Source organism: Vibrio sp. 10N.222.55.C7, from assembly GCF_041473335.1.
Classification (GTDB): domain Bacteria; phylum Pseudomonadota; class Gammaproteobacteria; order Enterobacterales; family Vibrionaceae; genus Vibrio; species Vibrio crassostreae_C.
Window position 1 is genome coordinate 21,199 of sequence record NZ_JBFRSC010000014.1, and the last position, 25,620, is coordinate 46,818.

Genomic DNA, 25,620 nt, shown 5'->3' on the forward strand with positions numbered 1-25,620 from the left:
TGACTAATTATCCTTGCTCTATTTTGCCATGTTCCACATGAAACATCCTGCTATTTTCGTCATGCATATCTGCAATCTGATCAGCGGTAATAGAGCTTACAAAAACTTGAGCCTGGGTCGCCTTTAAACACTCAGCAAGACGTGCTCGGCGTTGGCTATCTAATTCGGAAGCGAAGTCATCTATCAAATAGATGCACTGCTTACCTGTCATTTGAGTGAGGTGTTGCCCTTGTGCTACTCGTAGCGCGCACACCATCAACTTCAATTGACCTCGTGACAAGACATCTTCCACTGGAGTGCCGTTCACTTTTATCTTCAGATCCGCTTTGTTTGGCCCACTAAAGGTGTAACCAAGCTGCTGATCCCTTTCAAAATTCTTTTCTAATATATCGGCGTACGGGGTGTCTTTGTCCCAGCCACGATAGTAGTTAATCTTTATCTCAAACTCAGGAAGGAAGGTCGCACAGATTTCTTCGGCGACTTCTTTGAGCTGATCAACGTAGGTGGCACGCCACTGACTGATGCTTTCTGCTAAACGGGCCAATTCTTGGTCCCAATAGCTCAGCTCTCGATAGTGCGTTGCCGTTTTCAATAAGGCGTTTCGCTGCTTATTGAGGCGCTTTACCCTGCCCCACGCATCATAAAAGCCCGACTCACTGTGGAAGACTCCCCAATCAATGAATGCTCGGCGATGCTTAGGTCCATCGGTTAGTAAATCAAACCCTTCAGGGTGAATCAACTGCAAAGGTAAGACTTGAGCTAACTGAGCCAACTTTTGCCCAGTTTGACCGCTTATTTTAACCTCTGTCGTGCCATCGCGCTGCTTATTAATGCCAATTGGCAGCTCAAATTGATCCGAGGTCATAAAACGGCCATGTACAAACAGCTCACTACACTCGTTTTGTATGATACGACCGGTAAGTGAACTCTTGAATGAGCGACCATGTCCGAGCAGATACACAGCTTCAAGGACACTGGTTTTGCCGCTTCCGTTAGCCCCTATAAGAAAGTTAAAGCCTGATGACGGTTGAATGTCACAGGCTTCAATATTTCTAAACTGCTTAACGATTAAGCGCGATAAAGGCATAACGTCTTCATATTAATCTTCAATCACGACTCGGTAGGTCAACATAGGGCTGCTTATAAGCGAATTGGCATAACAACGTACATCGCGCTGTCATCTTGTGCGTTCTCGATAAGAGCACTCGCATTGGCGTCTGACATTGAGATGCGAACCTGTTCACAACGCAGTGTGTTCAGAACATCCAATACGTAGCTTACGTTGAAGCCAATCTCTAGCGCGTCACCGTCGAAGTTAACATCGAGTACTTCTTCTGCTTCTTCTTGCTCTGGGTTGTTCGCGGTAATGCGCATCTCGCTATCCGCAAGGTTAACGCGAACACCACGGAATTTTTCATTCGATAGAATCGCAGCACGAGAAAATGCTGAACGTAATTCATCACAGCCAGCTTCAAGTGTCTTGGTGGTATTTTGCGGCATTACGCGGCGATAATCAGGGAAACGACCATCAACCAGCTTAGAAGTGAAGACATAGTTGTTCACTTCAGCTCGCACGTTAGAGTTACCAATTTGCAGTGTTACTGGCTGTTCAGGTGCATCCAATAGCTTCACTAACTCTTGAACACCTTTACGAGGAACAATGATCTGCTTCTGAGCAAAATCCGCACCCAGTTGTGCTTGAGATACTGCCATACGGTGACCATCGGTCGCTACGCTGCGCAGGATAGAGCCTTCAATCTCAAACAACATACCGTTGAGGTAGTAACGAACATCTTGGTTAGCCATTGAGAATTGTGTTTTCTCGATAAGACCGCGAAGTTCAGCTTGTGTCACTGACACTTCAACTTCACTGCTCCAGTCTTCAATATTTGGAAAATCTGCCGCAGGTAATGTTGCTAAAGAGAAGCGGCTACGACCAGAGCGAACCTGAATACGGTCACCATCCAATACCACCGTGATCACTGAGTTATCTGGCAATCCACGGCAGATATCTAGGAATTTACGTGAAGGTACGGTAATGCTACCCGCTTCGAAATCACCTTCAAGCGTTACACGGCTGATCAGTTCAACTTCTAGATCCGTCGCTGTCATCGACAACACGTTATCTTCTACTTTAATCAGTAGGTTTCCTAGAATTGGAAGCGTTGGCCTGCCACCGAGTGCGCCAGATACTTGTTGTAATGGCTTAATCAGGTGACTACGTTCAATGGTAAATTTCATATCTTGCTCTTACGGTCTAAATGGCACTGCGTAATAGTACGTGGCCAAGATTCTGCTTATTAAGGTTAAGAATACTGTGTATTAAGAAGAAAGGGTACGAATCAAGTTCGAATAATCTTCTTTAATGTCGTGGCTCTCTTCACGCAGCTGAGCAATCTTACGACAAGCATGCAGTACCGTCGTGTGGTCACGACCACCGAATGCATCGCCAATCTCAGGCAAGCTATGGTTTGTTAGCTCTTTCGCCAGTGCCATCGCCAATTGACGTGGACGAGCAACAGAACGAGAACGACGCTTAGACAATAGATCAGCGACTTTGATTTTGTAGTACTCGGCTACTGTCTTTTGAATGTTATCAATAGTGACCAGTTTTTCTTGCAGTGCAAGTAGGTCACGCAGTGCTTCACGCACGAAGTCGATCGTGATCGGGCGGCCAGTGAAGTTTGCATTCGCAATAACACGGTTCAATGCGCCTTCCAGTTCACGAACGTTAGAGCGTAGACGCTTGGCAATAAAGAACGCCACTTCATCCGCAAGGTGAATTTGGTGGTCTTCGGCTTTCTTCATCAAGATCGCAACACGTGTCTCAAGCTCTGGTGGCTCAATCGCTACCGTCAAACCCCAGCCGAAACGAGATTTAAGACGATCTTCTACCCCGTTGATCTCTTTTGGATAACGGTCAGACGTTAGGATGATCTGTTGATTGCCTTCAAGCAGCGCGTTAAAGGTATGGAAGAACTCTTCTTGAGAACGCTCTTTATTAGCAAAGAATTGGATGTCATCGATAAGCAATGCATCAACACTACGGTAGTAGCGCTTAAATTCTTCGATCGCGTTGTTTTGCAGAGCCTTTACCATATCCTGAACAAAACGCTCTGAGTGCATGTAAACCACTTTCGCATTCGGCTTATTATCAACAATGGCGTTACCCACCGCATGCAACAAGTGCGTTTTACCTAAACCAGTGCCGCCGTATAGGAACAACGGGTTGTAGGCTGTACCTGGGTTATCAGAAACCTGACGTGCCGCAGCCAAACCGAGTTGGTTCGACTTACCTTCAACAAAGTTATTGAACTTATGTTTTGGGTTCACGTTTGAGCGGTGATTCAAGTCAACCGCGACAGGCTCTTCATCACGCCAGATATTATGGACAGGTTTGCGAGCTTGTAATTGCGCAGGTGCTGATGACTCAGCGGCCACATCAGCTGCAGTGCGAGTCTGAGTTGGTGTCGGTGTCGCAGGCTTTGGTGCAATCACACGCTTGCTTCCCACTTCAAAATGAAGATGTGGGATATCGTTACCGCAATATTCTTGCAGCAGACGGTTAATGCTATTTAGATACTTATCACGAACCCAATCGAGTACGAAACGGTTCGGTGCAAATAGAGTTAGAGTATTGTCATTGAGTTCCGCTTGTAACGGACGAACCCACATACTGAATTCTGTAGCTGGTAACTCTTCTTGAAGCTGTTGCAAACACTGCAACCAAAGCGAAGATGACACGGTGCCCTCACTCTATTTAAAGTAATATGAAATGACCGCTAATTTTACCTGTTGATAAGTCAGATCACCAGCAATTGATCACAGATCCAGTGAATAAGATCCAAGTTATTCACAATAAATTTGTAATTTATCGGTGGATCCACACATCTTGCCCCTAATTTACTCACACAATGATCCACTTATGCCCGGATCCTTGCTAGTTATCCCCAAATCGGGAATTCAATCTGGTTATGGTTAATAACATCTGGTTATTTATTCTAGTGAGCATTTTCCCAGTAACATCCAAACCCATAAATATAAGGAGTTACCAAATGAATAACTGGATTAAGGCTGCAATTGCGGCTATCGCACTCTCTGCTGCTACTGTTCAAGCTGCGACTGAAGTTAAAGTCGGCATGTCTGGTCGCTATTTCCCGTTTACGTTCGTTAAACAAGACCAGCTACAGGGTTTTGAAGTGGATTTATGGGATGAGATCGGTAAGCGTAACGATTACAAGGTTGAATACGTAACGGCAAACTTCTCTGGTCTGTTTGGTCTTCTTGAAACGGGTCGCATCGATACCATTTCAAACCAAATTACAATGACGGATGCACGTAAAGCGAAATACCTATTCGCAGACCCATACGTAGTAGACGGCGCACAAATTACCGTTCGTAAAGGTAATGACAGCATTAAAGGCATCGAAGACCTTGATGGCAAGACGGTTGCGGTAAACCTAGGCTCAAACTTTGAACAACTGCTTCGCAGCTACGACAAAGATGGCAAGATCAATGTCAAAACCTACGATACAGGTATTGAACATGACGTGGCACTGGGTCGTGCCGATGCATTCGTAATGGATCGCCTATCAGCACTAGAGCTTATCAAGAAGACTGGTCTACCATTACAACTAGCAGGTCAGCCATTCGAAACAATTGAAAACGCTTGGCCTTTCGTCGACAACGATAACGGCAAAAAACTGCAAGCAGAAGTAAATGAAGCATTAGCAGCAATGCGCGCAGATGGTACGCTAGAAAGTATCTCTCAGAAATGGTTTGGTGCGGACATTACTCAGAAGTAATTACTCACTTTCTCCATTCAAGGCCCACTGCTTTATACAGCGGTGGGCTTTTTGCTTTTGTGCACTGATTAAAAAACCTGATACAACAGTACTTACATATAGAACAAAACTGCCAATAAAAATACGAGATAGATTATGGGATTTGACTTTAATTACATGCTAGAGCTGTTGCCAATACTACTGAAGTATTTAGGCACCACGATGGAGATGGCGACCTGGGGCTTGTTCTTTGCTCTGATCCTGTCTCTGATACTGGCGAATATTCGTGTATTCAAAATCCCAGCGCTCGACCAACTGAGCCAGCTGTACATTAGCTTCTTCCGAGGCACACCACTGTTGGTGCAGCTGTTCCTCCTTTATTACGGCTTACCACAAGTCTTCCCGTGGATGGTTGGGTTGGATGCCTTCAGCGCCGCTGTGATTGGCTTAACCCTGCACTTTGCCGCGTATATGGCAGAAAGTATTCGTGCCGCGATTATCGGTATTGATCGCAGCCAGATGGAAGCCAGCCTTTCGGTCGGTATGACAACCAGCCAAGCGATGCGCCGAGTGATCTTACCGCAAGCAACTCGCGTGGCACTGCCGTCGTTGATGAACTACTTCATCGATATGATCAAGTCGACTTCACTTGCCTTCACCCTAGGTGTCGCCGAAATCATGGCTAAAGCTCAGATGGAGGCTTCTTCAAGTTTCCGCTTCTTCGAGGCTTTCTTAGCAGTCGCACTGATTTACTGGGGCGTGGTGGTTATCCTCACTCGTATTCAAATTTGGGCCGAAGTGAAACTGAATAAGGCGTATGTACGATGATCAAATTACAAAGTATCCACAAGCAGTTTGGTGACACCGAAGTTTTGAAAGGGATCGACCTAGAAATCAAACAAGGTGAGATAATTGTCATCATAGGTTCAAGTGGTACGGGTAAATCTACCCTACTGCGTTGTGTGAATTTTCTAGAGCAAGCCGATCAAGGCACGATTTCGATTGATGATATCAAGGTTGATACTCAGAAACACACTAAGGCAGAGGTGCTTGCACTGCGTCGTAAGACCGGTTTTGTGTTCCAAAACTATGCACTGTTCGCTCACCAAACCGCGAGACAGAATATTGCTGAAGGTTTAATTACCGTTCGTGGTTGGAAAAAACAGCAAGCCCATGAAAAAGCACAACAAATACTTGATGATATTGGCTTAGGTGACAAAGGTGATAGCTACCCAGCCGCGCTCTCTGGTGGCCAGCAACAACGGGTGGGTATTGGCCGTGCAATGGCACTACAACCCGAGCTTTTACTGTTTGATGAGCCGACTTCAGCGCTCGATCCTGAGTGGGTTGGCGAAGTGCTTAACCTAATGAAAAAACTGGCAAATCAGCATCAAACCATGCTGGTGGTTACCCATGAAATGCAGTTCGCGAGAGAGGTCGCAGACCGAGTGATCTTCATGGCTGACGGTCATATTATCGAGCAGGGATCTCCACAGGATATTTTTGGTAATCCACAGGATCCTAAATTAAAAAAATTCTTAAATAAGGTTGGGATCGACTAAGGATCCTTGTGATTTTAGTTATTCTACGTATAATCCCCCGACCGGAATTTTAGTTAACCCAATCATTGACACTTTTTGTGACAGTGATTACAATTCCGCCTCTTTGTTGAGAGGCGTCGGTTTTCCTTTCTTATATAAAGAAGAGAAAAAATGCCCACGCCGGGTTTAACAAAAACCTAAAACTACTGATCAGTAAGGTAATTACAATGAAACGCACTTTTCAACCTACAGTTCTAAAGCGTAAGCGTACTCACGGTTTCCGTGCTCGCATGGCTACTAAGAACGGTCGCGCAACAATCAATGCACGTCGTGCAAAAGGCCGTAAGCGTCTTTCTAAGTAATCTTTGATTATTTTGAATAAGCTAGCCTTCGGTCGGGAGTTACGCTTGTTAACTCCCGAACATTATCAAAATGTCTTCAAGCAAGCTCATCGAGCTGGCTCCCCTCATTTCACCATCATTGCCCGAAATAACTCTCTTTCAAATCCTCGTCTTGGATTAGCCGTTCCGAAAAAGCAGATTAAAACCGCCGTGGGTCGTAACCGATTCAAGCGTCTTACTCGTGAAAGCTTTCGTAACACTCAACACAAACTTCCTAACAAAGATTTTGTTGTAATCGCTAAGAAGAGCGCGCAAGATTTAAGCAATGAAGAAATGTTCAAGCTACTCGACAAATTATGGCTTCGCCTGTCTCGCCCTTCGCGTGGATAGCGCTAATACCCATCTATTTTTATAGATGGTTTATTAGTCCACTCATCGGCCCACGCTGCCGATTTACTCCAACCTGCTCTTTATATGCGATAGAAGCGTTGAAAGCTCACGGTTTTGTAAAAGGGTGTTGGTTATCAGGCAAACGTCTATTAAAATGCCATCCTTTGAACGAAGGGGGCTTTGACCCCGTTCCACCAGTCCAAAAACAAGACAGAGATAAATAACGATGGATTCTCAACGTAATATCCTGTTAATCGCATTGGCTTTGGTTTCTTTCCTACTGTTCCAACAATGGAACGTAGCTCAGAATCCAGCACCACAAGCGGTTGAGCAGGCACAATCTGGCAGCACCCTACCAGCGCCATCTTATGCAGATGATCTAGACCCGGCTCCTGGTCAAGTTGCTTCTTCTGCTAAAACTATCACAGTAACAACTGATGTACTGACTCTGTCAATTGATACGGTTGGTGGTGATGTCGTTAAAGCAAACCTAAACGATTACTCTGCTGAGTTCGATTCTGAAGATACGTTTGTTCTTCTTAAAAACGAACCAGGTCACCAATTTATCGCACAAAGCGGTCTAGTGGGTCCTCAAGGTATCGATTTAAGCAGCACAAACCGCCCAAGCTACACAGTTTCAGCAGACAGCTTCACGCTTGCTGATGGTCAGGATGAACTACGCATCCCGATGACTTACCAAGCGAACGGCCTTGATTACACGAAAACATTCATCCTTAAGCGTGGCAGCTACGCAATGGATGTTGAATACGATGTAGTCAACAACTCTGGTAACAACGCGACATTCGGCATGTACGCTCACCTGCGTCAGAACGTAATGGATGACGGCGGTAGCCTAACAATGCCAACTTACCGTGGTGGTGCTTACTCTACGGAAGATACGCGTTACAAAAAATACAGCTTCGACGACATGCAAGATCGCAACCTGTCTCTTAACCTAGCAAACGGTCAAGGTTGGGCAGCGATGATTCAGCACTACTTTGCAAGTGCATGGATCCCACGCGACGAAGCAGGCAGCAACCTTTACACTCGTGTAATTGGTAACCTTGGCGACATCGGTGTTCGCATGCCGAACAAAACCATCGCTACTGGCGACGAAGCAAACTTCAAAGCAACGCTTTGGGTTGGTCCTAAACTTCAAGACCAAATGGCTGCTGTTGCACCTAACCTAGACCTAGTAGTTGACTACGGTTGGTTATGGTTCATTGCTAAACCACTTCATACTCTGCTTTCGTTCATTCAAGGCATCGTTGTGAACTGGGGTCTGGCAATCATCTGTCTAACTTTCATCGTTCGTGGTGCTATGTACCCACTAACGAAAGCTCAGTACACGTCTATGGCGAAAATGCGTATGCTTCAGCCTAAGCTGACTGCAATGCGTGAGCGTATCGGCGACGACCGTCAACGCATGAGCCAAGAAATGATGGAGCTTTACAAGAAAGAGAAAGTAAACCCACTAGGTGGCTGTTTACCTATCCTTCTGCAAATGCCTATCTTCATTTCGCTATACTGGGCACTAATGGAGTCTGTTGAACTGCGTCACTCACCGTTCTTCGGTTGGATTACTGACCTTTCAGCACAAGACCCATACTACATCTTGCCACTTCTGATGGGTGCTTCAATGTTCCTAATCCAGAAGATGAGCCCGACAACTGTAACGGATCCAATGCAGCAGAAGATCATGACCTTTATGCCGGTTATGTTCACATTCTTCTTCCTGTTCTTCCCTTCAGGTCTGGTTCTATACTGGCTAGTATCGAACATCGTAACTCTGATTCAGCAAACGCTTATCTACCGCGCGCTGGAAAAGAAAGGCTTACATTCTAAGTAAGTTCGATAATAGAAAGAGACAAAGAAAGGCGACCAAAAGGTCGCCTTTTTGTTTTTAGCTGATTACAATTCAGCTAATTGATTAATCGTGAGCGCCCCTTTTTGGCTTTCACATGCTAGCAGGCACAACTATGACTACAGATACGATTGTTGCTCAAGCGACTGCACCCGGCCGTGGCGGCGTCGGTATTATTCGCGTTTCAGGCCCACAAGCAGCCCAAGTTGCGCTTGAAGTTACCGGCAAAGTACTGAAACCACGTTACGCTGAGTACACCCCTTTTAAATCTCACGATGGTTTAGAGCTAGACCAAGGCATCGCGCTTTACTTTCCTAACCCGCACTCGTTTACCGGTGAAGACGTTTTAGAGCTGCAAGGCCACGGTGGTCCTGTGGTAATGGATATGCTCATCAAGCGCATCCTCGCTATTCCAGGGCTACGCGCAGCACGCCCAGGTGAGTTCTCGGAGCGTGCCTTCTTGAACGACAAGATGGATTTAACCCAAGCAGAAGCGATTGCTGACCTCATTGATGCCAGTTCAGAAGAAGCGGCGAAATCAGCTCTGCAATCGTTACAAGGCGAGTTTTCAAAACGCATTAATACGCTGGTGGATTCTCTGATTCACTTACGCATCTATGTTGAAGCCGCTATCGACTTCCCAGAAGAAGAGATTGATTTCCTTGCTGACGGTAAAGTAAGTGCTGACTTACAAGCTATCATCGACAACCTCGAAGCGGTTCGCCAAGAAGCCAATCAAGGTGCCATCATGCGTGAAGGTATGAAGGTGGTGATTGCAGGTCGTCCTAATGCCGGTAAGTCGAGCTTACTGAATGCATTATCGGGTAAAGACTCCGCGATTGTGACTGATATTGCAGGTACAACCCGTGATGTACTTCGTGAACATATCCATATTGATGGTATGCCACTGCACATTATTGATACCGCAGGCCTGCGTGAAGCCTCGGATGAAGTCGAAAAAATCGGTATTGAACGCGCTTGGGAAGAAATTGCTCAAGCCGATCGCGTTTTATTTATGGTCGATGGCACCACTACCGATGCAACCGACCCGAAAGATATCTGGCCAGATTTCGTTGATCGTCTGCCGAATAACATCGGAATGACCGTGATTCGTAACAAAGCCGATCAAACCGGTGAAGATCTCGGGATTTGCCATGTTAATGATCCAACTCTGATTCGACTATCAGCAAAGACGGGACAAGGCGTTGATGCACTACGTAATCACTTAAAAGATTGCATGGGCTTTGCTGGTGGCAATGAAGGTGGCTTCATGGCACGTCGTCGCCACTTAGATGCCCTAGAACGCGCATCTGAGCATCTAGATATTGGCCAGCAACAGCTCGAAGGCTATATGGCAGGGGAAATCTTGGCAGAAGAACTGCGTATAACGCAGCAACACCTTAACGAGATTACTGGTGAATTCAGTTCCGATGACCTACTCGGCCGTATCTTCACCTCTTTCTGTATTGGTAAATAACCTTTAAAGGCCGGCTCATGCTGGCCTTTTTCTTTAGTAAGGACAGCTTAATGATCCACATTATTACAGGCAGCACCTTAGGTGGTGCAGAGTACGTTGGCGATCACCTTAATGATCTTCTTGAAGAGCAAGGCCACGAGATCACCCTTCATAATCAGCCTGAATTCGATGATATTCCCCAACAAGGCTTTTGGTTGCTGGTGACTTCAACTCATGGTGCGGGTGAATTTCCAGATAATATTAAGCCGTTTATCGACGCATTGACCCAGCAATCTCCAGATTTAAGCCCGGTTCGCTTTGCTGTCGTGGCGCTTGGTGATTCGAGTTACGATACCTTCTGTTTGGCGGGAAAATCAGTCCACAGCCAGATGAAAGAGCTCGGTGCTCAGCCTATTTCTGACTGTTTTACCATCGATGTATTGGAAACTCCGGTACCAGAAGACGCAGCAGAAGCTTGGTTCAACGATCATAGCGACCAGTTTTAACCTCTCTCGTCTCTCAAAAAGCGGCTTATGCCGCTTTTTTTGTCTCTGAACATCGTGATTGTGAATAACTTTTTTTCAAAAACACCGAAAATTAGCGATCTATTTTCAATTTCTGCTGTGGATAAGATCATACATATACGGTGATTAACCTATAGTTATCCAAATAACAAGTTTTAGGCTAATTTCCTCCTGTGAATAAGTAGCCATTTTGATCCCAGCTAATCCTCATCCTGATCAAAGTTAGATCACATCATTTGATCCAAAAAAGATCCATGATCTCGTTGATCATTTCCGACTTATCCACAGATACCCTCGATCCTAATAATAGATCTAATAAAAGATCTCCTTAAAGATCTTATCTATATTAATTAAAAACAGCTTTTTCGAAAAATCCCAAAAACGTTTTCTCAGGCTATGAAAACAGGTAGAATATCGCTCCTTTTTATCAATCTAGAAAACGTTTGAATACCTGAGGTCGGTTCATGCTTTATCACGAAAAATTTGACGTCATCGTTGTTGGTGGTGGCCATGCAGGAACGGAAGCCGCACTCGCATCTGCACGTACTGGTCAAAGTACGTTATTGCTTACTCATAATATCGATACACTAGGACAAATGTCTTGTAACCCAGCCATTGGCGGGATCGGTAAGGGCCACTTGGTAAAAGAGGTCGATGCAATGGGTGGATTAATGGCGCAAGCTATTGATCATGCAGGTATTCAGTTCAGAACATTGAACGCATCAAAAGGCCCTGCGGTTCGTGCTACTCGTGCACAAGCTGACCGCGCACTGTACAAAGCCTTTGTTCGTAACGTTCTTGAAAACACGCCAAACCTGACTTTGTTCCAACAGTCGGTTGATGACTTGATCGTTGAACAGGATCAAGTGGTAGGTGTGGTAACGCAGATGGGCCTTAAGTTCCGCGCAAGCGCTGTGGTTCTGACTGTGGGCACATTCCTAGGCGGCAAGATCCATATTGGTATGGAAAGTTCTTCAGGTGGCCGTGCTGGTGATCCACCATCGATCGCACTGGCTGACCGTCTTCGTGATCTTCCATTCCGAGTTGATCGCCTGAAAACAGGTACTCCTCCTCGTATCGATGCGCGTAGCGTTGATTTTTCTGAGCTTGAGGTTCAGCACGGTGATAACCCGACGCCTGTTTTCTCGTTCATGGGCAGCCGAGCTCAACAACCTCGTCAAATTCCATGTTACATCACGCATACCAATGAAAATACGCATGACGTAATTCGTGCCAACCTTGATCGCAGCCCTATGTACGCGGGTGTGATTGAAGGCATTGGCCCTCGTTACTGCCCTTCGATTGAAGACAAAGTAATGCGTTTTGCTGACAAGAACAGTCACCAAATTTTTATTGAGCCAGAAGGTCTAACGACTCACGAGCTATACCCGAATGGTATCTCTACCAGTCTGCCGTTTGATGTACAGGTTCAAATTGTTCGTTCGATGAAGGGTTTTGAAAATGCTCATATCGTTCGCCCTGGCTATGCGATTGAGTACGATTTCTTTGATCCTCGCGACCTTAAGCTGACTTACGAAACTAAGTTTATCAAAGGTCTATTCTTTGCGGGTCAAATCAACGGTACCACTGGCTATGAAGAAGCGGCTGCACAAGGCTTGATGGCCGGTCTGAATGCAAGTTTGTTTACTCAAGGCAAAGAAGGCTGGAGTCCACGTCGTGACCAAGCTTACATGGGCGTGCTTATCGACGACCTATCTACCATGGGTACCAAAGAACCTTACCGCATGTTTACGTCTCGCGCGGAATACCGTCTGCTGCTTCGTGAAGACAACGCCGATATCCGCTTGACTGAAAAGTCGCGTGAACTTGGCCTTGTTGATGACGCTCGTTGGGCTCGTTTCAACGAGAAGATGGAAAACATGGAGAAGGAGCGTCAACGTCTGAAAGAGACTTGGATTAATCCAAAATCTGAAGATATTGATCAACTGAACCAAATTCTGAAAACACCAATGTCTCGTGAAGCGAGCGGTGAAGATCTTCTTCGTCGCCCTGAAATGACTTATTCACAGTTAACCGCATTGGATCGTTTTGGTCCTGCACTGGAAGATCAACAAGCGTCTGAGCAAGTTGAGATCCAAGTGAAGTACGATGGTTACATTCAGCGTCAACAAGACGAAATTGAAAAATCACTGCGTCATGAAAACACCAAACTGCCTGCTGATATCGATTACAGCAAGGTAAAAGGACTTTCTAACGAAGTGGTTCTTAAACTAACGACAGCTAAGCCTGACTCAATTGGTATTGCTTCGCGAATTTCAGGTATCACACCTGCAGCAATCTCAATTCTGTTGGTTTACTTGAAAAAACACGGTCTGTTGAAAAAAGGTGAGGAAGCATAATGAGCGCATTACGCGAAAAACTGGATCACCTTATTGGCCAGACTGAACTTGAAGTATCTGAAAAACAACGTGGCCAGTTGGTTGGCTACGTTGAGTTACTGAACAAGTGGAACAAAGCTTATAACCTAACATCAGTTCGTGACCCACAAGAAATGATGGTGAAACATATCTTAGATAGCATCATTGTTAGCACTCACTTACAAGGTAAGCGCTTTATCGATGTGGGTACGGGACCTGGTCTTCCTGGGATTCCGCTCTCAATCATGAATCCAGACTGCGAGTTTTACTTGCTAGACAGCCTAGGTAAGCGTATTCGTTTTATCAAACAGGTGATTCATGAGCTGGGTATCGACAACGTGGTACCGGTTCAAAGTCGCGTTGAAGAATTTCAACCAGAAGAAAAGTTTGATGCAGTGCTCAGTCGCGCATTTGCGTCAATGACAGACATGGTAGAGTGGTGTCACCATTTACCTAAAGAGCAATCCGGTGTATTTTTGGCTCTTAAGGGACAACATCCTAGAGACGAAATCGACCTGTTACCTGAATGGTGTTCAGTGACAGACATTAAAGCTTTGCAAGTGCCAGAGCTTGATGGAGAGCGTCATCTAGTTACTTTATCGCGTCAGGGATAATCAGCGAGGCCATAGTGGGTAAAATCGTAGCAATTGCCAACCAGAAGGGCGGCGTAGGAAAAACAACAACTTGCATTAATTTGGCAGCATCAATGGCGGCAACAAAACGCAAGATATTGGTTGTTGACCTCGATCCTCAAGGTAATGCCACTATGGCGAGCGGTGTCGATAAGTATCAAGTTGAAGCAACTGCTTACGATTTGCTGGTTGAAGACACCCCATTTGATGAGGTAGTTTGCCGAAGTACATCTGGCAATTATGACCTCATCGCCGCAAACGGTGATGTGACTGCGGCAGAAATCAAGTTAATGGAAGTATTTGCTCGTGAAGTTCGTTTAAAAAACGCACTCAAATCCATTCGCGACAACTATGATTTCATCTTTATTGATTGCCCACCTTCATTGAACCTTCTTACAATCAACGCGATGGCTGCGGCCGATTCCGTATTGGTTCCTATGCAATGTGAATATTTTGCTTTGGAAGGTTTGACTGCGTTGATGGATACCATCAGTAAGCTCGCTGCGGTAGTAAACGAGAATCTGAAGATCGAAGGTCTTCTTCGTACAATGTATGATCCTCGTAACCGCTTATCGAATGAAGTCTCTGATCAACTCAAAAAACACTTCGGTAGCAAAGTTTACCGAACTGTGATCCCTCGAAATGTACGTTTGGCAGAAGCGCCGAGTCATGGCAAGCCAGCAATGTACTACGACAAGTATTCCGCAGGTGCTAAGGCATATCTTGCTCTTGCAGGCGAAATGTTGCGTCGTGAAGAAGTCCCAGTATAGGTCTAACCAAAGGAATTCGCTCAATGTCTAAGCGTGGTTTAGGAAAAGGGTTAGATGCATTACTTGCAACTAGCTCATTGGCTCGTGAAAAACAGCAAGTTGCTTCTCATAGTCAGGCGTTGTCGGCTGATGGTGAGCTTATTGAACTGGCTGTTGGTTGCTTGAAGCCTGGTGTATATCAACCGCGTAAGGATATTGCGCCTGAAGCGCTAGAAGAGCTGGCAGCATCAATTCAATCTCAAGGCATTATCCAACCGATCGTAGTTCGCCCATTGGCGCACGACCAGTTCGAGATTATTGCTGGTGAACGTCGTTGGAGAGCGGCTCGTCAAGCTGGCCTTAAACAAGTGCCATGTTTGGTCAAGAGAGTCGAAGACAAAGCCGCTATCGCGATGGCGTTGATTGAGAATATTCAGCGTGAAGATCTGAATGTTATCGAAGAAGCACAAGCGCTAGAGCGACTACAGAACGAATTTGAGCTGACACACCAACAAGTCGCTGATGTAATCGGTAAATCGAGAGCTACGGTGAGTAACTTATTACGTCTAAATCAGCTCGAAAATGAAGTAAAAGGTTTAGTTTCCAATAAACAACTGGAAATGGGGCATGCTCGAGCACTGCTTGCGCTTGAAGGTGATACCCAGGTTGAAGCAGCAAACACTGCGGCAACCAAAAAAATGACCGTGCGTCAAACTGAGCAACTTGTCAAAAAGTGCTTAAAACCAGACGTTGAAGGTGAATCGAAGCCTGAAGACACAGAAGCTATCGAACTTTCACGAAGACTCACGGAAAAATTGCAAGCAAACGTTTCAGTTACTCGTTCTGTTAGCGGTAAGTCAAAAGTGACAATTACTCTTGATGAGCCTCACAAATTAGAGCAACTTATTGCTAAACTAGAGTACTAAATGAGATAATTGATTTAGGTCAATTATGTAATAAACAAGTAATTTCGTACAAAAGTTGTAGGTTTGTATGCAAAAATGTAAATGATTGCTGCATTGTTATTGCAATCAATTTGGCTGAACGTATAATTTTCGCCAATTTCTCAGCACGCTTTTAAGCGAGTAGTAAAGAAGGCTTAAAAGAGGAACGAATACATGGTAGCGGCGTTAGCAAGACCAGGACGAGTGCTTGCAAAGCAAATGTTATTGATCGAGCTTAGCGCGGTTATATTAGTGGCGATAGGGTTAGGTTTAGCTGTTAATCCTGATTGGGGTTTTGCTGCATTAATCGGTGGCGGTATTTTTGTCATCGCAAATGCAGTTTTTTGTGTGTGTGCTTTCCTATTTAGTGGAGCTCGCGCAACTAAGTTAGTTGCGGCGTCGTTCTATGCAGGCGAAGCGCTAAAAATCCTTATCACAGTTCTACTATTCTCTATTGTCTACATGTATATGCAGGTGGAATTAGTTCCCCTCAAACTGACCTATTTACTGGTTCTAGGTATTAATATCTTTGCGCCAGTGCTTTTCATTAACAATAAAAAATAGGATGAGTTATGGCTGCGCCAACAGCATCCGGATACATTGAGCACCACTTACAAAACCTTTCTTTAGCTAAGTTTGGTCTTGTAGAGGAGACAAGTTTCTGGAACGTACATATAGACAGTCTGTTTTTTTCGGTGTTGACAGGGATGTTATTCCTTTGGGTTTTTCGCTCAGTCGCTAAGAAAGCAACAGTAGGTGTACCTGGTAAGCTTCAGTGTTTTGTTGAAATGGTAGTTGAATTCGTTGATGGCAACGTTAAAGACACTTTCCATGGCCGCAACCCTCTGATTGCTCCATTAGCACTGACTATATTCTGCTGGATTATTTTAATGAACTTGATGGACTTAGTGCCTATCGATTTCTTACCATATCCTGCGGAGCATTGGCTAGGTATCCCTTATTTGAAAGTGGTTCCTTCAGCTGATGTTAATATAACCATGTCAATGGCCTTAGGTGTTTTTGCTCTGATGATCTACTACAGCATCAAAGTAAAAGGCTTAGGTGGATTTGCCAAAGAACTTGCTTTACATCCATTTAATCACCCAATCATGATCCCGTTTAACCTACTGATTGAAGTGGTATCGCTACTCGCGAAGCCTCTATCACTTGGTATGCGTCTATTCGGTAACATGTTCGCAGGTGAGGTTGTATTCATTCTTTGTGCGGCAATGCTACCGTGGTATTTACAATGGGTAGGCTCTCTACCTTGGGCTATCTTCCATATCTTGGTTATTTTGATTCAAGCATTTGTTTTCATGATGTTAACAATTGTTTATTTATCAATGGCCCATGAAGATGGCGATCACTAAAAATTTTTAAGTTTTATTCTAACTATTAATGTTAATCGGAGAACGTAAATGGAAACTGTACTAAGTTTTTCAGCAATCGCTGTTGCTATTATTGTTGGTCTTTGTGCCGTAGGTACTGCAATTGGTTTTGCTATTCTTGGTGGTAAATTCCTAGAAGGCGCTGCGCGTCAACCTGAAATGGCTCCAATGCTACAAGTTAAGATGTTCATCATCGCTGGTCTACTGGATGCTGTTCCAATGATCGGTATCGTAATCGCACTACTATTCACGTTTGCTAACCCATTTGTTGGTCAACTAGCAGGCTAATTAACTGTTAATTAGTTAATTAAATTTTTGTAGTTGATTCTTAACGAGGGGTAGCTGTTGTGAATATGAACGCAACTCTGTTAGGTCAAGCAATTGCTTTTTCTATGTTTGTTTGGTTCTGCATGAAATATGTATGGCCACCAATCATGCAAGCAATTGAAGAGCGTCAGAAAAAAATTTCTGACGGTCTAGTAGCCGCTGAACGCGCTGCTAAAAACTTGGATCTAGCACAAGCCAACGCTTCTGACCAATTGAAAGAAGCGAAGCGCACCGCAACTGAGGTTATTGAACAGGCAAATAAACGCAAGGCTCAAATTATTGATGAAGCTCGCGAAGAGGCTCAGGCAGAACGCCAGAAAATCTTAGCGCAAGCGGAAGCCGAAATTGAAGCTGAGCGCACACGTGCCCGTGATGACCTGCGCAAACAAGTCGCAACTCTGGCAATTGCTGGTGCTGAGAAAATCCTTGAGCGTACAATCGATAAAGATGTACACGATGATCTTCTTAACAACATTACTGCAAAACTTTAAAGCAAGGGGCTGTATATGTCTGATTTGACTACAATCGCACGCCCCTATGCTAAAGCAGCGTTTGACTTTGCGGTAGAGAAAGGTGAGCTAGACCAATGGGGTCAGATGCTTACTTTTGCTGCCGAAGTGGCACAAAATGATGATGTTCACAATTTCTTAAGCAGCTCTCAAACTGCTGAAAAATTAGCTGAAGTATTCATTGTAATTTGTGGCGAACAATTTGATGAATTCGGCCAGAACTTGATAAAAGTAATGGCAGAGAATGGCCGCTTAATGGCTTTTCCTGATGTTTGCAAAGAGTTCTTATTGCTCAAACAAGAGCACGAGAAAGAGATCGACGTTGAAGTCACTTCAGCGGTTGAACTTTCTAAAGAACAACGCGCAGAGATCAGCAGCAAATTGGAACAGCGCTTAGCGCGCAAAGTTCAGCTGAATTGCAGTATAGATGAGACTCTACTTAGTGGAGTTATTATTCGAGCCGGAGACCTAGTCATCGATAACTCAGCGCGCAGTCGTCTAGACCGCCTGAGCGATGCATTGCAGTCTTAATGGGGATTGGAGCATGCAACTTAATTCCACTGAAATTAGCGATCTAATTAAACAACGTATTGAATCTTTCGACGTTGTTAGTGAAGCTCGCAATGAAGGTACTATCGTTTCTGTAAGCGATGGCATCCTTAGCATCCACGGCCTAGCGGACGTGATGCAAGGTGAAATGATCGAACTACCGGGTGGCCGTTACGCTCTAGCACTAAACTTGAACCGTGATTCGGTTGGTGCTGTTGTAATGGGCCCGTATGCTGACCTACAGGAAGGCATGAAAGTTACAGGTACTGGTCGTATTCTAGAAGTACCAGTAGGTCCTGAAATGCTTGGTCGTGTTGTAAACACGCTAGGTGAGCCAATTGATGGTAAAGGTCCAATCGAAGCTAAATTGACTTCGCCTGTAGAAATTATCGCACCAGGTGTAATCGACCGTAAATCGGTAGATCAACCTGTTCAAACTGGTTACAAGTCTGTTGACTCAATGATCCCTATCGGTCGTGGTCAACGTGAACTAGTAATCGGTGACCGTCAGACTGGTAAAACAGCAATGGCGATCGATGCGATTATTAACCAAAAAGATTCTGGTATTTTCTCTATCTACGTAGCTATCGGCCAAAAAGCGTCGACTATTGCTAACGTAGTTCGCAAACTAGAAGAGCACGGCGCACTAGCAAACACTGTTGTTGTTGTTGCATCTGCTTCTGAATCTGCAGCGCTGCAATACCTTGCACCGTATGCTGGTTGTGCGATGGGCGAATACTTCCGTGATCGCGGTGAAGATGCACTGATTGTTTATGATGATCTATCTAAGCAAGCTGTAGCTTACCGTCAAATCTCGCTACTACTTAAGCGTCCACCAGGTCGTGAAGCGTTCCCAGGTGATGTTTTCTACCTTCACTCTCGTCTACTAGAGCGTGCTGCTCGTGTAAGCGAAGCATACGTAGAAAAATTCACTAACGGTGAAGTGACAGGCAAGACTGGTTCTTTAACTGCTCTACCTATCATCGAAACGCAAGCTGGTGACGTATCTGCATTCGTACCAACGAACGTAATCTCGATTACTGATGGTCAGATCTTCCTACAAACTGAGCTATTCAACGCGGGCGTACGTCCAGCTGTTGACCCAGGTATCTCAGTTTCTCGTGTAGGTGGTTCGGCGCAGACTAAAATCATCAAGAAGCTATCTGGCGGTATCCGTACTGCTCTAGCTCAATACCGTGAACTTGCAGCATTTGCTCAGTTCTCTTCGGATCTTGATGAAGCGACTAAGAAGCAGCTAGACCACGGTCAAAAAGTTACAGAACTGATGAAGCAGAAGCAATACGCTCCTATGTCTGTATTTGACCAAGCTCTAGTAATCTTCGCTGCAGAGCGTGGATACCTTCAAGACGTTGAACTTTCTAAAGTTCTAGACTTTGAAGCTGCTTTACTGTCGTTTGCTCGTGGTCAATATGCCGATCTAGCAACACAGATCGACACAACGGGTGCTTTCAATAAAGAAATCGAAGCTGAGCTGAAGAAGCTTGTTGACGATTTCAAGGCAACCCAGACCTGGTAATTGGTAGGTGGTCTTAGGGCCACCTCATACCATTAACGGAGAGTAACGATGGCCGGCGCAAAAGAGATACGTAATAAAATCGGTAGTGTTAAAAGCACACAGAAGATTACGAAAGCAATGGAAATGGTAGCAGCTTCAAAAATGCGTCGTTCTCAAGACGCAATGGAAGCTACTCGTCCATATGCAGAAACAATGCGTAAAGTGATCGGTCATTTGGCTAATGGTAGCCTCGAGTATAAGCATCCTTATCTTGAGGAACGTGAAGCCAAACGTGTTGGTTACATCATCGTTTCTACAGACCGTGGTCTTTGTGGTGGTTTGAACATTAACTTGTTCAAAAAAGCCATGAACGATATGAAAGATTGGTCTGAGAAAGGTGCTGACGTTGAACTTGCAATTGTAGGTTCAAAAGCGACAGCATTTTTCAACAACAGCGGCGCGAAAGTGGCAGCTCAAGTTTCTGGTCTGGGCGATCGTCCAAGCCTTGAAGACTTGATTGGCTCTGTAAGCGTTATGCTGAAGAAATATGATGAAGGCGAATTAGATCGCCTGTTCGTAGTGTTCAACAAGTTTGAAAACACTATGGTTCAAGAACCAACGATCGATCAATTACTTCCTTTGCCTAAATCAGACAGCGAAGAAATGAAACGCAGTCATTCTTGGGACTACATTTATGAGCCCGAGCCAAAACCACTACTAGATGCATTATTGGTTCGCTATGTCGAATCTCAAGTGTACCAAGGTGTGGTTGAGAACCTTGCTTGTGAGCAAGCGGCTCGAATGATTGCAATGAAATCAGCAACAGATAACGCTGGTGACATTATTGATGACTTAGAACTTGTGTATAACAAAGCGCGTCAAGCGGCGATTACACAAGAACTTTCTGAGATCGTTTCAGGCGCAGCTGCGGTTTAAGCTTAGGTAAAACTAAATAGTTAGAGGATTAACGATGGCTACAGGTAAGATCGTACAGATCATCGGTGCGGTAGTCGACGTAGAGTTCCCACAGGGTGAAGTACCTCGTGTATACGACGCTCTGAATGTTAATGAAGTACAAGAACGTCTAGTTCTTGAAGTTCAGCAACAACTTGGCGGTGGCGTAGTTCGCGCAATCGTAATGGGTAGCTCTGATGGTTTACGTCGTGGTTTGACAGTTGAAAATACTGGCGCTCCAATCTCAGTACCAGTAGGTACTAAGACATTGGGTCGTATCATGAACGTCCTAGGTGACGCGATTGATGAGTGTGGCGAGATTGGTGCTGAAGAGCATTACGCCATTCACCGTGAAGCTCCAAGCTACGAAGAGCAGTCTAACGAGACAGCTCTTCTAGAAACTGGTGTTAAAGTAATCGACTTGATTTGTCCATTCGCTAAGGGTGGTAAAATCGGTCTATTCGGTGGTGCTGGTGTAGGTAAGACCGTTAACATGATGGAACTTATCAACAACATCGCACTTCAACACTCAGGCCTATCTGTATTTGCAGGTGTAGGTGAGCGTACTCGTGAAGGTAACGATTTCTACTTTGAGATGCAGGAAGCAGGTGTTGTAAACATCGAAAAACCTGAAGAATCAAAAGTAGCGATGGTTTACGGTCAGATGAACGAGCCACCAGGTAACCGTCTACGTGTTGCACTGACTGGTCTAACAATGGCAGAGCGCTTCCGTGACGAAGGTCGTGACGTTCTATTGTTCGTTGATAACATCTACCGTTACACACTAGCAGGTACTGAAGTATCAGCACTTCTAGGTCGTATGCCTTCTGCGGTAGGTTACCAACCTACACTAGCTGAAGAAATGGGTGTTCTACAAGAGCGTATCACGTCAACTAAATCTGGTTCTATCACGTCTGTACAGGCGGTATACGTACCAGCGGATGACTTGACTGACCCGTCTCCAGCAACAACGTTCGCTCACTTGGATGCAACGGTTGTACTTAACCGTAACATCGCATCTATGGGTCTATACCCAGCGATCGACCCGCTAGATTCTACTTCACGTCAACTGGATCCATTGGTAGTTGGACAAGAGCACTACGACATCGCTCGTGGCGTTCAGTCTACTCTTCAGCGCTATAAAGAGCTGAAAGATATCATTGCTATCCTAGGTATGGATGAGCTATCTGAAGAAGATAAGCAAGTTGTATCTCGTGCTCGTAAGATTGAGAAGTTCCTAACTCAGCCTTACCACGTAGCGGAAGTATTTACAGGTGACCCAGGCGTTTACGTACCTCTTAAAGAGACTCTACGTGGCTTCCAAGGTCTTCTATCTGGTGAATACGATGACATTCCAGAGCAAGCGTTCATGTACTGTGGTGCAATTGACGAAGCTATCGAGAATGCTAAGAAGCTATAAGGCTAACTAGGAGGCGATATGGCAGCAATAACCTTTCACCTAGACGTTGTAAGTGCAGAGAAACAAATTTTCTCAGGCCTTGTAGAGACGTTTCAGGTGACCGGTAGTGAGGGTGAGCTTGGTATTTTCCATGGTCATACTCCACTGCTGACCGCTATCAAGCCTGGTATGGTGCGTATTGTTAAGCAGCACGGCCACGAAGAAATCATTTATGTTTCTGGTGGTATGGTAGAAGTTCAGCCTGGTACAGCGACTGTACTGGCTGATACAGCTATCCGTGGTGAAGAGCTAGACGCAGCAAAGGCGGAAGAAGCTAAACGCAAGGCTGTGGAGAATATCCAAAATCAGCATGGCGACATAGACTTCGCACAAGCGGCCGGTGAACTGGCTAAAGCCATTGCTCAGTTACGAGTTATCGAACTGACAAAACAGCGTCGTTAATCTTTTTAAGATTATAGACTCTGAGACAAAGGCGACCTAAGGGTCGCCTTTTTGCATTTTTAGATTCTCAAAAATGCTTCTTTTACGTATCACTACTGGTTAAATGGTTATTGCGATTTAATTTTTTGCCCAAAAACGGTTACAATATCGGCTTAATAAAAATAACGTTGGATAGGTTTACAATGAAGTTTAGCGCGGTAATTCTCGCGGCGGGCAAAGGCACTCGCATGTATTCAAACACACCAAAGGTTCTGCACACACTTGCGGGTAAGCCAATGGTGAAGCATGTTATCGATACATGTAATGGTCTAGGCGCTCAAAACATCAACCTGGTTTACGGCCACGGTGGTGATCAGATGAAGGCTACCTTAGCTGAAGAATCTGTAAACTGGGCACTGCAAGCTGAACAGCTCGGCACAGGCCACGCTGTGGATCAAGCATCTGCACATTTCGCTGATGATGAAAAAGTATTGGTGCTCTACGGTGATGTTCCACTGATCTCACCTGAAACCATTGAAAACCTATTAGACGCTCAACCAAACGGTGGTATCGCGCTACTTACTGTCGTGTTAGACAACCCAATGGGTTACGGACGTATTATTCGTCGTAATGGCCCTGTTGTGGCTATCGTTGAACAGAAAGATGCAACGGATGAGCAGAAGCTTATCAAAGAGATCAACACTGGCGTTATGGTGGCGACTGGTGGCGATCTCAAGCGCTGGTTGTCTGGCCTAAGTAACGACAACGCACAGGGTGAATATTACCTGACTGACGTTATCGCAGCGGCTCACGACGAAGGTCGTGCAGTTGAAGCGGTACACCCAGTAAGCCCAATTGAAGTGGAAGGCGTAAACGACCGCTCTCAACTGGCTCGTCTAGAGCGCGCTTACCAAGCTGAGCAAGCAGACAAGTTATTGAAGCAAGGCGTAATGCTACGCGACCCAAGCCGCTTTGATCTACGTGGTGAACTGCAGTGCGGTATGGACGTTGAGATTGACACTAACGTTATCATCGAAGGCAGCGTCAGCATTGGCGACAACGTGATTATCGGCACTGGTTGTGTATTGAAAGACTGTGAGATCGATGACAACACCATTGTTCGCCCATACAGCGTGATTGAAGGTGCAACAGTTGGTGAAGACTGTACGGTTGGTCCTTTCACTCGTTTACGTCCTGGTGCTGACATGCGTAATAACTCGCACGTTGGTAACTTTGTCGAAGTGAAAAACACTCGCCTTGGTGAAGGTTCTAAAGCGAACCACTTAACGTATCTAGGCGATGCTGAAATTGGTCAGCGCGTAAACGTGGGTGCGGGTGCAATTACTTGTAACTACGATGGTGCGAATAAGTTTAAGACCATCATCGGCGACGACGTATTCGTTGGTTCAGACAGCCAATTAATCGCGCCTGTTACGATTGGTAATGGTGCTACCGTTGGAGCTGGCTCTACCGTAACACGCGATGTTTCTGAAAATGAGCTAGTTATCAGCCGTGCGAAAGAACGTAAGATTGCTGACTGGCAGCGTCCGACTAAGAAAAAGTAGTCTCTTAATAAATAAGATGATTTAAATGAAAGTCAGTAGTACCGCTACAGGCTTTTTCTTATTTATCTAGATATAGAAAAAGAGCGAGTAATCTCGCTCTTTTTTGTTTTCGTTAATCCAGAAACTAATCTTGTTTCTCGTCAGCGACCACTCGAGAGTTGTCTGGTGTCGCGAAGTGTTCAGAAAGCTCTTTGTTCGAAACAATATAGCCAACCCACAATGCACCCAAGCAAATCACAACCGCGATACCCGTTGCGCTTAGTGCTTGGCTAGCCATTGCTGCGACCAATGCACTTGATAGGCCACTGATACTGATTTGTAGGCTGTTTTGTAGACCAGCAGCTGTTGCTGGGCTCTGTTTAGCGCTTGATAGGGCACGGTTTACTACGATTGGGTAAAGTGCGCCGTTTGCGACAGCAATCAAACAGAAAGGCGCAAGTAGAGGCCAGATTGACGTCAGTTCCCATTGTGATGCGATGAAGATAAGCATCGCCGCTACGCTGAACAAACCGATAAGGTTTCTTAGTACAACGCCATCGCCATATTTCTTCACTGCTTGCTTACCGAAGTAACCACCCGCCATGAACGCGATTGTTTGTGGGATAAAGCTCAAACCGATGTCTTTTGCTTCATAACCTAGTTGAGCCATGATCTCTGGCATACCCGTTAGGTAAGCGAAGAACGCTGCAGATGCTGATGCAAACATTAAAACATTACCCATGTAAGGCTTTGATTTAAGCAACATCTTGATGTCTGTCTTAATCGATGTCTGTTTTACTTCTGGCGCTTCTTTTGGTTGAGCCATGGTCGTTGCGATCAACAATGCGCCCATTAGCGTCAGTGTGATAAAGATACTGTGCCAACCAAAGCTGTCTGCTAGCAACACACCCAGTTGCGGTGCTAGTGCAGGAGATAGCGCAACCAAAGGCATTATGGTTGCAAAAATTTGCTGGCTACTGCTTTGCGAGTAACGCTTGATAACCATTGCTTGCCAGATTACCGCTGGAGCACATACACCGATCGCTTGAATGAATCGCAGTGTCAGTAGGTGCCATACTTCGGTACTGAATGCTAAGCCGAATGAAGCTGCAGTAAAGATAACAAGACCAACCGCTAGCGTATTACGGTGACCATACTTGTCACTCGCCAGACCCCAAAGAAGCTGACCCATTGCCATGCCACCAAGGAATACGGTTAGAGACAGAGCAATCTGCTCTGGGCCGGTTGCAAAATCGACTTCCATTGCCTTAAATGCAGGAAGGTACATATCGGTCGCAATAAAGCCAAGCATGGAAAGAACTGCAAGGTAGACCAATTGAAATTTAGAAATATTCATAAGATGCCATTAAGCTAAAGGTAGTGATGTTTT

General features: G+C 45.2%; 27 protein-coding genes. 23 read left to right on the forward strand and 4 right to left on the reverse strand.

Features of this window, described 5'->3' with window-relative positions:
- Positions 1–7: 7 nt before the first annotated feature.
- The 3 genes from recF to dnaA form a co-directional block, all read right to left on the reverse strand.
- The gene (recF, locus tag AB4482_RS04405; protein WP_017058810.1) at positions 8–1,087 is read right to left on the reverse strand and encodes a DNA replication/repair protein RecF; all 1,080 of its coding nucleotides are present in this window, start codon (positions 1,085–1,087) and stop codon (positions 8–10) included.
- Between the two features lie 53 nt (positions 1,088–1,140).
- Entirely contained in the window at positions 1,141–2,241 is a 1,101-nt protein-coding gene (dnaN, locus tag AB4482_RS04410) for a DNA polymerase III subunit beta (RefSeq protein ID WP_017058809.1), read from the reverse strand.
- An 81-nt stretch (positions 2,242–2,322) separates the two neighbouring features.
- The gene (gene dnaA / locus AB4482_RS04415; protein WP_017058808.1) at positions 2,323–3,744 is read right to left on the reverse strand and encodes a chromosomal replication initiator protein DnaA; all 1,422 of its coding nucleotides are present in this window, start codon (positions 3,742–3,744) and stop codon (positions 2,323–2,325) included.
- Between the two features lie 311 nt (positions 3,745–4,055).
- Here dnaA and AB4482_RS04420 point away from each other — a divergent pair, with 311 nt between their 5' ends.
- The 23 genes from AB4482_RS04420 (at position 4,056) to glmU (ending at position 24,251) form a co-directional block, all read left to right on the forward strand.
- Entirely contained in the window at positions 4,056–4,805 is a 750-nt protein-coding gene (locus AB4482_RS04420) for an amino acid ABC transporter substrate-binding protein (RefSeq protein ID WP_009848135.1), read from the forward strand.
- Positions 4,806–4,940: 135 nt separating this feature from the next.
- Positions 4,941–5,612: an amino acid ABC transporter permease gene (locus tag AB4482_RS04425; protein WP_372128555.1), complete on the forward strand. Its 672-nt coding sequence runs from the start codon at positions 4,941–4,943 to the stop codon at positions 5,610–5,612.
- Entirely contained in the window at positions 5,609–6,346 is a 738-nt protein-coding gene (locus tag AB4482_RS04430; protein WP_017063027.1) for an amino acid ABC transporter ATP-binding protein, read from the forward strand. The genes AB4482_RS04425 and AB4482_RS04430 overlap by 4 nt, the downstream gene beginning before the upstream one ends.
- Before the next feature lie 206 nt (positions 6,347–6,552).
- Positions 6,553–6,687, forward strand: a complete 135-nt coding sequence (gene rpmH, locus AB4482_RS04435; protein WP_004735800.1) for a 50S ribosomal protein L34 — start codon at positions 6,553–6,555, stop codon at positions 6,685–6,687.
- Between the two features lie 45 nt (positions 6,688–6,732).
- Complete coding sequence (rnpA, locus tag AB4482_RS04440) at positions 6,733–7,056, forward strand: ribonuclease P protein component (RefSeq protein WP_017055478.1); 324 nt, start codon at positions 6,733–6,735, stop codon at positions 7,054–7,056.
- Positions 7,023–7,280, forward strand: a complete 258-nt coding sequence (gene yidD, locus AB4482_RS04445) for a membrane protein insertion efficiency factor YidD (RefSeq protein WP_004735802.1) — start codon at positions 7,023–7,025, stop codon at positions 7,278–7,280. The genes rnpA and yidD overlap by 34 nt, the downstream gene beginning before the upstream one ends.
- Before the next feature lie 2 nt (positions 7,281–7,282).
- Positions 7,283–8,905, forward strand: a complete 1,623-nt coding sequence (gene yidC / locus AB4482_RS04450; RefSeq protein WP_017058806.1) for a membrane protein insertase YidC — start codon at positions 7,283–7,285, stop codon at positions 8,903–8,905.
- 130 nt (positions 8,906–9,035) lie between these two features.
- Positions 9,036–10,397 (forward strand): tRNA uridine-5-carboxymethylaminomethyl(34) synthesis GTPase MnmE, encoded by a 1,362-nt coding sequence (mnmE, locus tag AB4482_RS04455; protein ID WP_029235098.1) that lies wholly within the window; start codon positions 9,036–9,038, stop codon positions 10,395–10,397.
- Between the two features lie 50 nt (positions 10,398–10,447).
- The gene (gene mioC, locus AB4482_RS04460; protein WP_017058804.1) at positions 10,448–10,882 is read left to right on the forward strand and encodes an FMN-binding protein MioC; all 435 of its coding nucleotides are present in this window, start codon (positions 10,448–10,450) and stop codon (positions 10,880–10,882) included.
- Between the two features lie 482 nt (positions 10,883–11,364).
- Positions 11,365–13,260 (forward strand): tRNA uridine-5-carboxymethylaminomethyl(34) synthesis enzyme MnmG, encoded by a 1,896-nt coding sequence (mnmG, locus tag AB4482_RS04465; RefSeq protein WP_017058802.1) that lies wholly within the window; start codon positions 11,365–11,367, stop codon positions 13,258–13,260.
- Positions 13,260–13,892, forward strand: a complete 633-nt coding sequence (gene rsmG / locus AB4482_RS04470) for a 16S rRNA (guanine(527)-N(7))-methyltransferase RsmG (RefSeq protein ID WP_017058801.1) — start codon at positions 13,260–13,262, stop codon at positions 13,890–13,892. Before mnmG ends, rsmG begins: the two co-directional genes overlap by 1 nt.
- 14 nt (positions 13,893–13,906) lie before the next feature.
- Positions 13,907–14,680 carry a ParA family protein gene (locus AB4482_RS04475; protein ID WP_372128554.1) on the forward strand — a complete coding sequence of 258 codons (774 nt, stop codon included), beginning with the start codon at positions 13,907–13,909 and terminating at the stop codon, positions 14,678–14,680.
- Positions 14,681–14,703: 23 nt separating this feature from the next.
- Positions 14,704–15,585 (forward strand): ParB/RepB/Spo0J family partition protein, encoded by an 882-nt coding sequence (locus AB4482_RS04480; RefSeq protein WP_017058799.1) that lies wholly within the window; start codon positions 14,704–14,706, stop codon positions 15,583–15,585.
- A 192-nt stretch (positions 15,586–15,777) separates the two neighbouring features.
- The gene (locus AB4482_RS04485) at positions 15,778–16,167 is read left to right on the forward strand and encodes a F0F1 ATP synthase subunit I (protein ID WP_017058798.1); all 390 of its coding nucleotides are present in this window, start codon (positions 15,778–15,780) and stop codon (positions 16,165–16,167) included.
- A gap of 8 nt (positions 16,168–16,175) precedes the next feature.
- On the forward strand, positions 16,176–16,973 hold the full coding sequence (gene atpB, locus AB4482_RS04490; protein ID WP_017058797.1) for a F0F1 ATP synthase subunit A: 798 nt from the start codon (positions 16,176–16,178) through the stop codon (positions 16,971–16,973).
- A gap of 48 nt (positions 16,974–17,021) precedes the next feature.
- Positions 17,022–17,279 (forward strand): F0F1 ATP synthase subunit C, encoded by a 258-nt coding sequence (atpE, locus tag AB4482_RS04495; protein WP_004411110.1) that lies wholly within the window; start codon positions 17,022–17,024, stop codon positions 17,277–17,279.
- Positions 17,280–17,338: 59 nt separating this feature from the next.
- Positions 17,339–17,809 carry a F0F1 ATP synthase subunit B gene (gene atpF / locus AB4482_RS04500; protein ID WP_372180588.1) on the forward strand — a complete coding sequence of 157 codons (471 nt, stop codon included), beginning with the start codon at positions 17,339–17,341 and terminating at the stop codon, positions 17,807–17,809.
- A 15-nt stretch (positions 17,810–17,824) separates the two neighbouring features.
- Positions 17,825–18,358 (forward strand): F0F1 ATP synthase subunit delta, encoded by a 534-nt coding sequence (gene atpH, locus AB4482_RS04505; protein ID WP_017058795.1) that lies wholly within the window; start codon positions 17,825–17,827, stop codon positions 18,356–18,358.
- Between the two features lie 13 nt (positions 18,359–18,371).
- On the forward strand, positions 18,372–19,913 hold the full coding sequence (atpA, locus tag AB4482_RS04510) for a F0F1 ATP synthase subunit alpha (protein WP_010433235.1): 1,542 nt from the start codon (positions 18,372–18,374) through the stop codon (positions 19,911–19,913).
- Positions 19,914–19,961: 48 nt separating this feature from the next.
- Entirely contained in the window at positions 19,962–20,828 is an 867-nt protein-coding gene (gene atpG / locus AB4482_RS04515) for a F0F1 ATP synthase subunit gamma (protein WP_016794171.1), read from the forward strand.
- A 34-nt stretch (positions 20,829–20,862) separates the two neighbouring features.
- The gene (atpD, locus tag AB4482_RS04520; RefSeq protein WP_048610850.1) at positions 20,863–22,266 is read left to right on the forward strand and encodes a F0F1 ATP synthase subunit beta; all 1,404 of its coding nucleotides are present in this window, start codon (positions 20,863–20,865) and stop codon (positions 22,264–22,266) included.
- An 18-nt stretch (positions 22,267–22,284) separates the two neighbouring features.
- A complete protein-coding gene (locus AB4482_RS04525) occupies positions 22,285–22,707 on the forward strand; it encodes a F0F1 ATP synthase subunit epsilon (protein ID WP_004735742.1) in 423 nt (140 codons plus the stop codon).
- 182 nt (positions 22,708–22,889) lie between these two features.
- Entirely contained in the window at positions 22,890–24,251 is a 1,362-nt protein-coding gene (glmU, locus tag AB4482_RS04530) for a bifunctional UDP-N-acetylglucosamine diphosphorylase/glucosamine-1-phosphate N-acetyltransferase GlmU (protein ID WP_065676899.1), read from the forward strand.
- A gap of 124 nt (positions 24,252–24,375) precedes the next feature.
- On the opposite strand, the gene punC is transcribed toward glmU, so the two are convergent.
- Positions 24,376–25,587 carry a purine nucleoside transporter PunC gene (punC, locus tag AB4482_RS04535; RefSeq protein WP_248638737.1) on the reverse strand — a complete coding sequence of 404 codons (1,212 nt, stop codon included), beginning with the start codon at positions 25,585–25,587 and terminating at the stop codon, positions 24,376–24,378.
- Positions 25,588–25,620 lie beyond the last annotated feature (33 nt).

Coding starts and splice junctions, on each gene's coding strand:
- yidD (WP_004735802.1), top strand. CDS start 7,023: ATGGCTTCGCCTGTCTCGCCCTTCGCGTGGATAGCGCTAATACCCATC.
- atpA (WP_010433235.1), top strand. CDS start 18,372: ATGCAACTTAATTCCACTGAAATTAGCGATCTAATTAAACAACGTATT.
- AB4482_RS04485 (WP_017058798.1), top strand. CDS start 15,778: ATGGTAGCGGCGTTAGCAAGACCAGGACGAGTGCTTGCAAAGCAAATG.
- recF (WP_017058810.1), bottom strand. CDS start 1,087: ATGCCTTTATCGCGCTTAATCGTTAAGCAGTTTAGAAATATTGAAGCC.
- glmU (WP_065676899.1), top strand. CDS start 22,890: ATGAAGTTTAGCGCGGTAATTCTCGCGGCGGGCAAAGGCACTCGCATG.
- atpD (WP_048610850.1), top strand. CDS start 20,863: ATGGCTACAGGTAAGATCGTACAGATCATCGGTGCGGTAGTCGACGTA.
- AB4482_RS04420 (WP_009848135.1), top strand. CDS start 4,056: ATGAATAACTGGATTAAGGCTGCAATTGCGGCTATCGCACTCTCTGCT.
- AB4482_RS04525 (WP_004735742.1), top strand. CDS start 22,285: ATGGCAGCAATAACCTTTCACCTAGACGTTGTAAGTGCAGAGAAACAA.
- atpB (WP_017058797.1), top strand. CDS start 16,176: ATGGCTGCGCCAACAGCATCCGGATACATTGAGCACCACTTACAAAAC.
- atpH (WP_017058795.1), top strand. CDS start 17,825: ATGTCTGATTTGACTACAATCGCACGCCCCTATGCTAAAGCAGCGTTT.
- rpmH (WP_004735800.1), top strand. CDS start 6,553: ATGAAACGCACTTTTCAACCTACAGTTCTAAAGCGTAAGCGTACTCAC.
- mnmE (WP_029235098.1), top strand. CDS start 9,036: ATGACTACAGATACGATTGTTGCTCAAGCGACTGCACCCGGCCGTGGC.
- AB4482_RS04425 (WP_372128555.1), top strand. CDS start 4,941: ATGGGATTTGACTTTAATTACATGCTAGAGCTGTTGCCAATACTACTG.
- dnaN (WP_017058809.1), bottom strand. CDS start 2,241: ATGAAATTTACCATTGAACGTAGTCACCTGATTAAGCCATTACAACAA.
- rsmG (WP_017058801.1), top strand. CDS start 13,260: ATGAGCGCATTACGCGAAAAACTGGATCACCTTATTGGCCAGACTGAA.
- atpG (WP_016794171.1), top strand. CDS start 19,962: ATGGCCGGCGCAAAAGAGATACGTAATAAAATCGGTAGTGTTAAAAGC.
- AB4482_RS04430 (WP_017063027.1), top strand. CDS start 5,609: ATGATCAAATTACAAAGTATCCACAAGCAGTTTGGTGACACCGAAGTT.
- punC (WP_248638737.1), bottom strand. CDS start 25,587: ATGAATATTTCTAAATTTCAATTGGTCTACCTTGCAGTTCTTTCCATG.
- yidC (WP_017058806.1), top strand. CDS start 7,283: ATGGATTCTCAACGTAATATCCTGTTAATCGCATTGGCTTTGGTTTCT.
- mnmG (WP_017058802.1), top strand. CDS start 11,365: ATGCTTTATCACGAAAAATTTGACGTCATCGTTGTTGGTGGTGGCCAT.
- atpE (WP_004411110.1), top strand. CDS start 17,022: ATGGAAACTGTACTAAGTTTTTCAGCAATCGCTGTTGCTATTATTGTT.
- AB4482_RS04480 (WP_017058799.1), top strand. CDS start 14,704: ATGTCTAAGCGTGGTTTAGGAAAAGGGTTAGATGCATTACTTGCAACT.
- mioC (WP_017058804.1), top strand. CDS start 10,448: ATGATCCACATTATTACAGGCAGCACCTTAGGTGGTGCAGAGTACGTT.